This is a genomic window from uncultured Methanobrevibacter sp., assembly GCF_937881195.1.
Lineage (GTDB): Archaea > Methanobacteriota > Methanobacteria > Methanobacteriales > Methanobacteriaceae > Methanobinarius.
Window position 1 is genome coordinate 68,778 of the sequence record NZ_CALGFC010000059.1, and the last position, 13,075, is coordinate 81,852.

Sequence of the window (13,075 nt, forward strand, 5' to 3'; positions counted from 1 at the left end):
TATATATGCATAATAAATTTAGTAATAATTTTTATATAATTAACCTATAATGGATGTGGTAAGATTAAAATGAATATGGCTTATATAACAATAGTTAAATAGCTATATCTGAAAGTATATTAAATAAAAATAATTATAAATATTAATTTTCACGATATTTGTAATTTAAAAATTAATCATAATTCTTTTATTAGAACTCATATTAATGAATTTTATGTTTAGTTTAAGAATAATTTAAGAAGATATAGGTAAGATGAAAATTGAAGATAATAAGATATTAAATTTAATAATCTTTTCAATGATATTTATTTTCTTAATAAATGGGAGTATAATTTTCAATAACAATTTCACTTATGCTAAGGATTATAATATTGCTTCAGGGTTAGATAATAATGAAATTCAAAATATTATTAATAATGCTGTTTCTGGAAGTAGAATAATCTTTTCTGGTTCAAATTATAATAATATATCTCTTGTTATTAGTAAAACATTAACAATAATAAGTAATGTTGAAACTAAAATTTATGGCTGTTCTAGTTCCGATGGAAATTCGGATTCATCTGCCTTTTATTTTAAAGAAGGAAGTGAAGGATCTTCTATAAAAGGTTTCAACATAATTGCAAAGGATCATGGGATAACAATTCATAATACTTCTAATATTAACATTTATAATAATAAAATATCTAATGCTTCTAAGAGTGGAATTTCTATTGAATCTTCAAAGAATGTTACTTCATTTAATAATAATATAACTAATAATTATGTGGGAGTAAATGTTGAAAAGTCAGATAAAGTTAATATCAAAAAAAATAAGATTTATAATAATAAAAAAAAAGGTATAAACATTGTTTCATCAAATAATACAATTATAGTGGATAATAATGTTAATAACAATAATAATGGGATTAGTGTTGAAAATACGTTAAAATCTAACATTAGTAATAATGAAATTAGAAATAACGCTTTACATGGTATTGAACTTAATGGTGCAACTGAAAAAACATATATTACAAAAAATAATATTTCTAAATCTACAAGAGGCATCTATTTAAATTCTAATTCTAAAAATGATGTTATTAGGTCAAATTATATAAATAATAATGATTATCAAGGTATTGATGTTGATGATGATTTGCCTTATGGGGTAGGTATCCTATTTGGCCACAATTTTAATTTTGATGATTCTGATGTAGATATAAGTAAGAATTCGATCACTGATAACTCTCAATTTTCTATAAGGGCTCCATCTGATGGGGATTTAGTTCATATTGGAGCTAATTGGCTTGGAAGTAATGATCCAGAAAAGACACAGCTTTGTCATAGGGTTGATTCTTCATTGATTAAAGCCTATTTTCAAAAGACTGCCAATGGTTATCAGCTAATATTCTATGATGGCAACTCAATCGTCAGTGGATTGGCTTCTTTTCCAGTTACCTTCTATCTTAATGGTAAAGCAGTACAGACATCACAAGTAATAAACGGAATGGCCACGTTTAATGGTTCTATGGATAGGTATAATATTAATAATCTAACTGTTTCTTTTGGAAAAGATATTCTTTCTATGAAAATATTACCTACATTATCTAATGGGGGTTATGAAGAACCTTATACTGTTGTTGGTAATAATAAAAATGATGGATTAAATGGAAATCGAAATGGAAATAATGAGGGTAATGGTATTGGAAATAATGATGGAGATGGTAAAGGAAATTCAGGATTAAAAAATACTAAAAATTCTAATTCAAATATTGGTGGTTCATCTAGTGGTGGCACTTATGATAGTGCAACTAAAACAGTAGCTGCTAAAGAAATACAAATGGAAGACAATAATTATAAAATAAATGAAAATAATAGTATTATATTAATAATTACTATTATACTATTTTTAACTATTGTAATCGGATATGTATTTCAAAAATTTAGAAATGATTTTAATTTCTTAAGAAGTTCTGATAAATGATTTTTATCTAGATTCTTATCTATTTTTTATCTAGATTCTTATTTATTTTTTATCTAGCTTCTTATCTATTTTTGTTTTAATTAATTTATCTCAGATTTTAACATTATTTTAGAGTTTAAAATCCCTTATTGATATCTCATGATTTTTTATAATATTATTTTATATATTTGGATTACAGTGTGGCTTATTATTTGTAGCCCCATAAGCTTTTTTTGTTCTTTCTTCGATTTTTAATATTATTCCATTGTTAAATATTTCATAAGTAATATCTTCATCTTTTATTTTCATAGATTTTGAGGATACTTCTATGGTGCCATCATCTTCTTGATAAAAGGAAGGTATTTCAATATTTAATTTGTTAATAATCGAAATTTTTTTGTCTTTTTCACTATATTTGTCTATTTTTTTCTTTATATGTTTCAAAACCTTTTTTTCGTCTGACATCTTATCTCCTCATAATTTGGGGTATAATATCTTTATAATATAATATTGTTATTCTTATTTTATATTTTTATTCCTAATTTTGCTTAATTTTTTTATTATTATAAATATTATTTTTGGCACTGTTTTATTATTTTTAATTATTCTTTTTTATCCTTCTTTTTACTTTATTTTTGCTTCATGATAATTATATTATAAAATTATTATAAAATTAAATATCTTAATTTTATATTAACTATTTATATCTTGTTAATCTATAAATTATAATATAATTCAATAAAATTTATAATAAATAATTTTTCTTATTGTACAATTTTTATTATTATAATTATTAAAATTCATTATAATTTTATAATCCTTATTATTAATAATTTTAAAATTCAATAATGTTTCAAGATAGTATAAACTTTAAATTAATCCATTAAGTATAATTAGTTTTATTATAATTTAGTATTTTGCTATTTAGGTTTATATTTGGGATTAGATTATAGTTTATATTTGGGATTAGATTATAGTTTATATTTGGGATTATATGTCTGTTATATTTAGATTTTATTTGGTTAATTGAATAATTAATTTTACAAGTGATTATATGGATATTTTGGAAATGAGTGATTTAGAAAAAATAATTTATAAATATGCAATTTTAAATGCAGTCAAACATAATGGAAATGCTAACCCTGGCGCTGTTATGGGGGCTATTATGAGTAGTGAACCAGATTTAAGAAAAGATGCAAAAAAAATAGGTCCTATATCTGGTAAAATCGTTGCAAAAGTTAACGAGATGGCTGAAGAAGATCAAAAGCTTGAAATGGTTAATTTAGGGCTTGAAATTAATAATGAGTCTAATGTAAAAGATAAAGAAAAAGGATTGGCAGATTTGCCTGGTTCTCATAAAGGAGTTGTAATGCGTTTTGCTCCTAATCCAAGTGGTCCTTTACATATTGGTCATGCAAGAGCAGCAATACCTAATGGGGAATATACTGAAAGATATGATGGAAAATTAATTCTTCGTATTGAAGATACTGATCCAAAAAGAATATATCCTCCTGCATATGATATGATTCAAGACGACTTAAAATGGTTAGACATAAAAGTTGATGAAATTTACTATCAAAGTGACAGATTTCCGGTCTATTATGAATATGCAGAAAAATTAATTGAAATTGGGGCTGCATATATGTGTCAATGTGATGGTGGGGATTTTAAAAAGCTTAAAGATGCATGTGAACCTTGTCCTTGTAGATCTAAATCTCCTGAGGAAAATATGGAACTTTGGAAAGAATTTCCTCAAATGGGAGCTGGCCAAGCAGTACTTCGTGTTAAAACAGACATAAAACATAAAAATCCTGCTATTCGTGATTGGGTTGCAATGAGGATTGTTGAAGAGGAACATCCTAGAATAGGTACAAAATATAAGATATATCCAATGATGAATTTTTCAGTTGCTATTGATGATCATTTAATGGGCATGTCTCATGTTTTAAGGGGTAAGGATCATTTAGCTAATAGTGAAAAACAAAAATATCTTTATGAACATATGGGATGGGATGTTCCAGAGTTTATACACTATGGAAGACTTAAAATGGAAGATATTGCACTCAGTACTTCAAAAGCTTTGGCTGGAATTGAAGAAGGAGTTTATGATGGGTGGGATGACCCTCGTCTTGGAACTTTAAGGGCAATAGCTCGAAGAGGGATTCAAAGTAAAACAATTCATGATTTAATGGTTGAAATTGGCGTAAAAATGTCTGATTCTGCAATTAGTTGGAAAAAAATTTATGGTTTAAATAGAAATATTTTAGAAGAAATTGCTAATCGTTATTTTTTTGTTCCAAATCCTAAAAAAGTCGATATTAAAGATTTAAATAATGATATGGTTAAGGAAGAGATTATTGAAAGACCACTCCACCCAGATCATTTGAAAAGAGGTAATAGAAAGCTTATTTTCAATGGAAAAGTATTTATATCTGATAATGACTTAAATAAAGGTATCACTAGGTTAATGGATGCAGTCAATATTGATATCATTGATAAGGATGATATTATATATAATAGTAAGTCCTTTGAAGAAGCAAGAGAATTAAAAGCTAGAATTATTCAATGGGTCCCAGCTGATGATTGTATTAAAGCAAAAATAGTCATGGATGATGCATCAACAGTAGAAGGTCTTTGTGAATCTGATTGTAAAAACCTCGAAGTTGGAGATATTGTACAATTTGAAAGATTTGGCTTTGCAAGACTAGATGAAATTCTTGATAATGAATTAATCTTCTATTTTGCTCATAAATAAGAATATGGTTATATATTATTTTTTAATTAATTTTTTTAATAATTTTTTTAGCTAATTTTTTAGCTAATTTTTTAATTAATTTTTTAATTAATTTTTTTAATAATTTTTTTTATAAATTATTAAAAATCAATATATAAATATTTAAAAATAAAATTAATAGAGAAATGTGTATAAATCCATCATTCTCTATTATTTAAAGTTTTTTATATGGATATTTGTCCTTAATATTATTGCTGAAGTATGTTTCATGGGAATCAGCAGATAATAAATCTTCATGGTCGGAATTAGAAACCCCATAAAAGTGATAAATCTTTTTATTAAGAAACTCTATTTCTAATGTTTGTGTTATAGGGTCATATCCTACCGAAGCAAGATTTTTTGAATTAACGGGAATTCTATCCATAACTCATCACCCCCATTATTAAGTTAATAATATATATGTAATTGGTTTTATTTATTTTTTTTGGAAATTATTAATAAATTTTAAATTTATCTTTGGGATTATTCTATATAAATTTATAAATTAAATAAATATGCTAAAAATAATTATTAAAAATAACCTAATTTATGGATTATATATTAGTTTCTAGAAATATAATAAGTCCAATAAGGATATTTTTAATAAAATAATATTTTTAATAAAATAATATCTTTAATAAAATAATATTTTTAATAAAAAAATCTTTTAATATGATTTATTTGAAAAATAATAATTGAATCTGAAGTATAATATAATATCTAATTTTTAAAATAGTTTATATTTTGTTTAGAATACCTTTTTAACATCAGAAAAACTTATCCACTTTTCTTGAGCCCTATATTTTACCCTAATATTTTCATGTTTTATTTCTAATATCTTACTAGAATAGCTTTCACCATTATAATTAAATATTATTTCGTCCCCTACTTTTATATTATAATAGTTGCCACCAATAAATATCTGTTCACTCATGTTAAACAATCCTTCATTATCTAAATCATCATCTTTATATCCATAGGGATTATCTATTCCAGATTTTGAAGATTTTTCCTCATTTTGATTGGAATCTGAATAATTTTTATCACTTTCATAGCTCTTGCTATAATTATTAGCATGTTCATCAGTATATTTATTATTATGCTCATTATTATAATTATCAGTATTTTCATTAATAGGGTATTTAGCTTTTTGATAGTCATCAAGACTTTTATAACTTACATTATTTTCATTATTATCAATTTCTTCATAACTATTTTTTAGATCATTTGTAGGAGGATAGTTTTCTTCTGGAACAATATAGCTATTATTCATAGGCTTTGATTCTACTGGAATTGATTCATTTGAGGTTATACTAAAACTCCCATCATCCTTTTCTTCAAGATTAACATTATCATCAAATCTATCAATATCACTAAATTCATTTTCTAAGTTTTCAGAACTATTTAAATTATATAAATTATCTTTTTCAAAACTATTATCTAGATTATCATAATTCTCATTATTATACTCATTAATAATGTCTTGGTGTTTTACATGCATAGGTTCTTGAAATACTTTGCTTGCTACTCCATTTTTCAGTTCTTTTTTTTGTTTCATTGGTTCTTCCCAAGACTTACTCACAAAGCTATAATTTTCTGATTCTTCTTTTTCCTCTGGCATATCTTCTTTAAAAGGATCTCGCCAATGTTTATCAACTATTGGGGGGAGATCATCTGAAAGATCTGAAGTTTTTCTATCTTTATACAATAATTTAACTAATATAATAGCTATTGCCCCAATCACTATTATTGTAACAATTATTGGAAATGTTATTGGATTCATTTTCATCATCGATTTATATTTTATTAATTTTTAGCATAATTATAAAACTATCTATATAATTAAATTATATAATATAAATTAAAATATACTAATTAATAAATTAAATAAAGTATTATTAATTAAAGTACTATCTTAATTAAATTTTTAATGAATTAAAATATATACATTATTTTAATAATTATTAAATAGCTATTTCTATATTATAATTATATTATCACTATATTAGCTTTTTATTAGCTATTTATATGCCTTATATTATTTTTATATAAGATAAAATTAATTTATATAATATAATTAAATTAGATATTATTTTATAAAAATTATACATTATTTCATAAGTATTTAGTTAATATATATAATAATTATTTATATAATATTCATTTATTTGTTTTGTTTTATTTATGTGATATTTATTTATTAATGATTTCATTTATTCATTAATTTTATTTATTTTATTTATACATTTCATTTTTTATAATTTTATTTATGAATTTCATTCATGATGATTTTACTTATCATGATTTTTATGTATAATTCTTATTTTCCTTATATTTTTGCTTTATTTTAAAATTAATTATAATTTTCATCTGATTAATAATAAATCTTTTTATATTAATATCTTATTATAATAAAATTATTATTTTTAGGATATTTTATAAAAAATTTAATATTTAATCTTATTTTAGATTTATTTTATAAAAAAACTTATTAGATACTTTTTATAAATATTTATTATTCTCTATTAATTAGTGATATTTTTTAGATAATATTATAACCAATCATTTTGATTTTATTTATAAAATAGGTCTTAATAGTAAAATTAATAAATAATATTAAATTAAACATTATACTGTATAATGGTGGACAATTTATGAGCGTAAAAATTAATGAAAATTATCTTTTATTACAAAATAGCTATCTCTTCATCGAAATTGCAAGAAGAGTAGATGAATTCCAGAAAAATAACCCAGAAATTAATATAATTCGAATGGGTATAGGAGATGTAACAAAACCTTTAACTCCCACTGTTTTAGATGCTTTTAAAAACGCTGTATCTGAAATGGGTAATGAAGAAACATTTATGGGCTATGGCCCAGAGCAAGGTTATTCTTTTTTAGCTGAAGCAATTATAAAAAATGAATTTGAACCAAGGGGTATTGACTTAGATTTAGATGAAGTTTTTATTAGTGATGGATCAAAGTGTGATACTGGTAATATTCAAGAAATATTTGGTTTAAATAATAAAATTGCTGTAACTGATCCTGTTTACCCTGTTTATGTAGATACTAATGTAATGGCTGGTCGAAGTGGCCCTATTAAAGATGATGGTATGTATGAAGGATTAGTCTACTTACCATGTATCCAAGAAAATGACTTCGTTCCAGAATTACCTGATGAAAAGGTAGATATAATATATCTATGTTTCCCTAATAACCCTACTGGTACTACACTTAATAAAGAACAGTTAGCTAAATTTGTTAATTATGCAAGGGAAAATGATTCTATAATATTATTTGATGCTGCTTATGAGAAATTCATAACTGAAGATGATGTTCCTCACAGTATATATGAAATTGATGGTGCTAAAGAAGTAGCTATTGAATTTAGAAGTTTTTCAAAAACTGCAGGGTTCACCGGAACTAGGTGTGCTTATACCATTGTTCCAAAAGAACTTAAAGCTGTAGATAATGAAGGTAATCCTCAGTCTATTAATGAACTTTGGAATAGAAGACAAACTACAAAATTTAATGGTGTTTCTTATCCTGTTCAAAAAGCTGCTGAAGCTACTTTTACAAAAGATGGAAAAGAGGAAATATTGGCAAATATTGATTATTATATGAATAATTCAAAGATAATACGTGAAAGTTTAAATGATATTGGGCTTACTGTTTATGGTGGAATAAACTCTCCTTATATTTGGGTTAAAACTCCTAATAATATGGATTCTTGGGACTTCTTTGATCTTCTTCTTAATGAAGCAAATGTAGTTGGAACTCCTGGTGCAGGTTTTGGTCCAAGTGGTGAAGGTTACCTAAGGTTAACTGCATTTAATACATTAGAAAATACAAAAGATGCTATGAAGAGAATTTCTGAATTGTCTTTTTAGATCTTTTAATTTCAATATAAAAATTTTTATTTATTGAATAATTTTTTATTTATTATTTTTTCATATTCTTTATTTATATTTTTTAATTATTGTTTTAAGAATATATTATTTTTAAAATTTGATTTGTTTATTTTTTGTTTTATTTTTATTCAAGAGCATTAATCAATTTTTTTAATAAGGAAATGATATTTTGTTTAATGGAAAACACATATCTTACTGGTTAGACAGTGCAGAAAGAACAAAATTCCCTTCTCTCAAAGAAGATGTTGCAGTTGATGTAGCTATAATTGGTGGGGGAATAGCTGGAATAACAACTGCTTTTATTTTAAAAAATCAGGGGTTTAAAGTTGCTTTAATTGAAGCTAATCGTATAGTTGGGGATGTTACAGCTGGAACAACAGCTAAAATCACAACTACCTCTAGCTTAATATATAGCAATATTAAATCAAATTTTGGGGATAAATTTGCTTTAAAATTTTATAAAGCTAATATTGATGCTTTTCAAACGATTCAAAATATTGTTAAAGAGTTTAAAATTCAATGTGATTATAAAATGTCTCCATTATATTTATACTCTTCTAATGAAGATTCTTTTTATCTAATAGAAAATGAATATAATTCTTTAAATGAACTTGGTATTCCTGCTCAATTAACTGATGACTTACCTTATCCTCACAAAGGATTAGGTATATTACATGAAAATCAAGCAGAATTTCATCCTAAAAAATATTTAAACCATTTAGTAGATTGTATTGAAGGAGAAGGTTCATTTGTATTTGAAAAAACAAAAGCCATAAATGTTGAAGATGTTGAATCTAAAAAAAATATTTCTATTGAGGATTATGATGACATAAAAATAGTTCATACTAATAAAGGGGATTTATTAGCTAATTTTGTAGTTATAGCTACTAATTCTCCAATATATGACCCAGATTCTGTATGTAATTTTATGTATCAAAATAAATCATATATAATGGGGATTTATACTAATAAGAATAATAATTCAAGTATGTTTGTTGATGTTAATCCATTTCATTCTTATAGGACAACTAATACAGAAAAAGGTGAGATGCTTATAGTGGGTGGTGAACATCATGCTGTAGGTGAAGCTAAAGATACTTGGGAATGTTATAAACAATTGAATAATTATATTGAAGATGTTTTTGATACAAGAGATATTGAATATTTTTGGTCTAATCAAGATAATAGTACTGAAGATGGAGTTCCTTTAATTGGAGAAACATCTCACAATGGTGTTTATATAGCTACTGGGTTTGGTAGTTGGGGAATGACTACTGGAACTATTTCTGCTAATATTATATCTCAGTTGATATTAAATAAACTAGATAAAAATAGGATAGAAACAAAAATAGACGAAGATTTAGAAATAGATGAATATATCAATGTTTTTGATCCTAAACGGTTTAAAAACAAAAATAGTTCTAAAAACATTGAGAAATATGTTAATTCATTCAAAAAAGATATTATAAATAATTTTTCTAATTTTAAAGAGTTAAATGAGGAAGAATCAAGATTATTATCTGAATATTTATTAAAACTAAATTATGATGAAGCTAAAATAGTTAATATTGGAAATCATTCAATAGCTATTTACAAGGATATTGATTCTAATTTTTATGGAGTAGAATCCAAGTCTACACATAGTGGTTGTACTTTAGTTTGGAATACAGCGGAAAAATCATGGGAATGTCCATTATTTGGATCAAGATTTAGTTTTGATGGAGAAGTAATTCATGGACCTGCTGTTTATAATTTAAAATCTTACATTTAACTAAATTTTTAAAATTAAAAACATTTTACTATATAAAATAGATAGAAATAGATAAAATTTATAAAAATAGATAGAAATAGATAGAAATTATAGAAATAGATAGAAATAGATAGAAATTATAAAAATAGATAAAAATATAATTGGAATATAAATTTGATTATCAATTTTTAGGTAATTAAGAATTAATCTATTTAATTTTATTTTAATTCTTAAATACGCATTGCAATATTTTCAACTTCTTTCATTATTTTTTCTTGTTGTATTAAGTCTTCTTTTGAATGAATTCCACCAACAACTAATGTATTTACAACATCAAAATTCATAAATTCATATAAGAAGTTTCTTTGACCTTTAGTATACTCTTCATAAGTTTTAGGATCAGGATTTCCTTGAGTATATACTAAGATGACTTTTTTTCCATCAACACTTCTATTTTCATTGTTATATATGCCATAAAATCTATCAGTGAATAATTTAGTTTGTGCTGTAACTTCACCAAAGTAAATTGGAGATCCAATAATAATATAATCAGCATCTTCGATTTCTTTATGGACCTTATTTATATCATCATCCAAATCACAACTTTCGTTTTCTTTACAATAACCACAAGCTTGGCATGGATTTATATTTAAATTATTCAAAGAGAAAAAAGCTGTTTCGTTATCGTTCTCCTCAGCTATATTAAGTATCTTATTAATTATTGTATTTGTACTTCCTTCCTTATTTGGACTTCCTGAAAAACCTATAATTTTCATATAATCACCCCTAAATTAAATTTAGAATTAATTAAAAACTAAAAATTAAAAATTTAATATCGACTATTAAATTAAATATTAAACATTATATAAATTAAGCATTATATATAAATTTTACATTTATAATTTTGTATAAATTGGATTATATATTTTATTATTATATATTAATAATCTAGAAAAATATTATTATTTTTAATATTTCCAGCTTTTTAATAAAATTTGTATTAATTGCTTTATTGTTGATATTATATTAAAATTTTTTTATAAAATATTTATATATTAAAATATTAAATTAAGAAATATTAGAATTAGTTATTATAAATAATAAATTAATATATTAACAAATATTAGATTAAGAAATATTATAATTAGTTATAATAAATAATAAATTGATATATTAGAATATTAGATTAAGAAATATTAGAATTAGTTATTATAAATAATAAATTAATATATTAACAAATATTAGATTAAGAAATATTAGAATTAATTATTCCAAAAATAAATTAAGGTAGATACATATTAAACTCATATATTTAGGAAATTCCTATATTTAAATATTTAAATATTAGGGGGAATTACAATAGTTTCAGATAAAGACCTATTTGATGGAATGACAGAAGATGGTAAAAAAAGATATAAAAAAGATACAATAAATAGATATGGTAAAAAATCATTTAGAAAAGCAGATAAAAAGCTTAAAAAAATGAGTGGTCCTGAATGGGAAAATTACCAAGCTAATTTAAATAATATAATCCAAGAAATAGCAGATTCAATGGATAAAAATGACTATAATTCAAAAAAAGTCCAAAAATTAATACTTAAACACTTTAAATTAGTTGGAACTTTAAACCCAACTAATAAAGAATCATATATTGAATTAGCAAATCTTTATAGTGAACATGAGGATCTTATAGTATTTTTTGATAACTATAATAAAGGGCTTGCTGATTATCTATCTAAAGCCATGATATATTTTGCAACTAATAATGAGAATTAATTTTATTAAAAGAATATTTTTTGGATTAGATAAATTAAGGGATTTAGATAAACATTAAATTATATATACTAATTTATATTAATATAAACTATGAAAGAAAAAGCAATAAAAATAGAGGATTCAGATTCATTTCAAGTAATATTCACTAAATATGGAGCATTAGCTTTAGATAAGCAAGAAGGATTTGGTGAACTTATTGGAGATAACATTGGGGATTTAAATATAGATGATGGGACTATTTCTTTTGGAGATAACTTAAAATTCCCTGTACAGATAATTGGGACATTATCTAATGAAAACAATAAATGGCATTGGGCATGGGATAATGGTGATGTAAATCTTCCTGAAAATTTAATAGAAGAATCACTTGAAGTTAAAAAAATTGGTGAAAAATATAATATTGGCCAATTTACTACTGATGTGTTTGATGCTGACTTGCTTGAAGCTCATTTAATAGCTATGGCTGTTTCAGGTATTATGAATGATGATGCCTATTATGCTGTTGAATTAGGAGATGTAATGCTCTTTGTAACTATTAAATCTGATAAAATACCTAGAGATAGTTCAATTGAAAGATTTATAAAAGTATATAATAAATTCCAAAAAGAGTTTGATGTTAAACCTAGACTTGCATTTGAAGGTTATACAAAGCTTAGAGGATATGAATATAAAGAGAGAGATGAGTTTTCAGTAGCTAAAATGGGAGAATCAAGAGTTATTGTTGGTTTTTCAGAAAGAGGCAATATGACTCACATTCAAACTATGTTGGGATAATTAATATCTGTTCTCTAATTTTATTTCTATTTATTTTAAATTTAATAGATATTTTTTGATATTTTAATATTCCTACATATTTTTACATATTAATAACTGTCTTAATTGTATTTTATTTTATATCTAATTATTTTATTATCTTAATATATGGT

At 23.7% G+C, this 13,075-nt stretch carries 10 protein-coding genes; 6 read left to right on the forward strand and 4 right to left on the reverse strand.

Translation table 11 applies throughout. The features are described from left to right. Positions 1–253: 253 nt before the first annotated feature. Positions 254–1,960 (forward strand): right-handed parallel beta-helix repeat-containing protein, encoded by a 1,707-nt coding sequence (locus tag Q0087_RS08285; RefSeq protein ID WP_297899379.1) that lies wholly within the window; start codon positions 254–256, stop codon positions 1,958–1,960. Between the two features lie 159 nt (positions 1,961–2,119). Here the strand turns inward: Q0087_RS08285 and Q0087_RS08290 are convergent, their stop codons facing one another. Further along, entirely contained in the window at positions 2,120–2,404 is a 285-nt protein-coding gene (locus Q0087_RS08290) for a hypothetical protein (RefSeq protein ID WP_297899381.1), read from the reverse strand. A 604-nt stretch (positions 2,405–3,008) separates the two neighbouring features. On the opposite strand from Q0087_RS08290, the gene Q0087_RS08295 reads away from it, so the two are divergent. Continuing rightward, positions 3,009–4,694 carry a glutamate--tRNA ligase gene (locus Q0087_RS08295; protein WP_297899433.1) on the forward strand — a complete coding sequence of 562 codons (1,686 nt, stop codon included), beginning with the start codon at positions 3,009–3,011 and terminating at the stop codon, positions 4,692–4,694. A 193-nt stretch (positions 4,695–4,887) separates the two neighbouring features. Here Q0087_RS08295 and Q0087_RS08300 read toward each other — a convergent pair whose 3' ends face one another. Together Q0087_RS08300 and Q0087_RS08305 are read right to left on the reverse strand one after the other, a co-directional pair. Beyond that, the gene (locus tag Q0087_RS08300) at positions 4,888–5,097 is read right to left on the reverse strand and encodes a KTSC domain-containing protein (protein WP_297899383.1); all 210 of its coding nucleotides are present in this window, start codon (positions 5,095–5,097) and stop codon (positions 4,888–4,890) included. A gap of 363 nt (positions 5,098–5,460) precedes the next feature. After that, on the reverse strand, positions 5,461–6,495 hold the full coding sequence (locus tag Q0087_RS08305; protein WP_297899385.1) for a hypothetical protein: 1,035 nt from the start codon (positions 6,493–6,495) through the stop codon (positions 5,461–5,463). 871 nt (positions 6,496–7,366) lie between these two features. Between Q0087_RS08305 and Q0087_RS08310 the strand changes: the two genes are divergently transcribed. Together Q0087_RS08310 and Q0087_RS08315 are read left to right on the forward strand one after the other, a co-directional pair. Next, entirely contained in the window at positions 7,367–8,602 is a 1,236-nt protein-coding gene (locus Q0087_RS08310; RefSeq protein WP_297899387.1) for an LL-diaminopimelate aminotransferase, read from the forward strand. A gap of 190 nt (positions 8,603–8,792) precedes the next feature. Continuing rightward, complete coding sequence (locus Q0087_RS08315) at positions 8,793–10,394, forward strand: FAD-dependent oxidoreductase (RefSeq protein WP_297899389.1); 1,602 nt, start codon at positions 8,793–8,795, stop codon at positions 10,392–10,394. A gap of 209 nt (positions 10,395–10,603) precedes the next feature. On the opposite strand, the gene Q0087_RS08320 is transcribed toward Q0087_RS08315, so the two are convergent. Further along, the gene (locus Q0087_RS08320) at positions 10,604–11,149 is read right to left on the reverse strand and encodes a flavodoxin family protein (protein ID WP_297899391.1); all 546 of its coding nucleotides are present in this window, start codon (positions 11,147–11,149) and stop codon (positions 10,604–10,606) included. A 613-nt stretch (positions 11,150–11,762) separates the two neighbouring features. Here Q0087_RS08320 and Q0087_RS08325 point away from each other — a divergent pair. Continuing rightward, a complete protein-coding gene (locus Q0087_RS08325; protein ID WP_297899393.1) occupies positions 11,763–12,149 on the forward strand; it encodes a TipAS antibiotic-recognition domain-containing protein in 387 nt (128 codons plus the stop codon). A gap of 90 nt (positions 12,150–12,239) precedes the next feature. Then, positions 12,240–12,923, forward strand: a complete 684-nt coding sequence (locus tag Q0087_RS08330; RefSeq protein WP_297899395.1) for a DUF6882 domain-containing protein — start codon at positions 12,240–12,242, stop codon at positions 12,921–12,923. Positions 12,924–13,075: the final 152 nt, after the last annotated feature.

Coding starts and splice junctions, on each gene's coding strand:
- Q0087_RS08285 (WP_297899379.1), top strand. CDS start 254: ATGAAAATTGAAGATAATAAGATATTAAATTTAATAATCTTTTCAATG.
- Q0087_RS08290 (WP_297899381.1), bottom strand. CDS start 2,404: ATGTCAGACGAAAAAAAGGTTTTGAAACATATAAAGAAAAAAATAGAC.
- Q0087_RS08295 (WP_297899433.1), top strand. CDS start 3,009: ATGAGTGATTTAGAAAAAATAATTTATAAATATGCAATTTTAAATGCA.
- Q0087_RS08300 (WP_297899383.1), bottom strand. CDS start 5,097: ATGGATAGAATTCCCGTTAATTCAAAAAATCTTGCTTCGGTAGGATAT.
- Q0087_RS08305 (WP_297899385.1), bottom strand. CDS start 6,495: ATGAATCCAATAACATTTCCAATAATTGTTACAATAATAGTGATTGGG.
- Q0087_RS08310 (WP_297899387.1), top strand. CDS start 7,367: ATGAGCGTAAAAATTAATGAAAATTATCTTTTATTACAAAATAGCTAT.
- Q0087_RS08320 (WP_297899391.1), bottom strand. CDS start 11,149: ATGAAAATTATAGGTTTTTCAGGAAGTCCAAATAAGGAAGGAAGTACA.
- Q0087_RS08325 (WP_297899393.1), top strand. CDS start 11,763: ATGACAGAAGATGGTAAAAAAAGATATAAAAAAGATACAATAAATAGA.
- Q0087_RS08330 (WP_297899395.1), top strand. CDS start 12,240: ATGAAAGAAAAAGCAATAAAAATAGAGGATTCAGATTCATTTCAAGTA.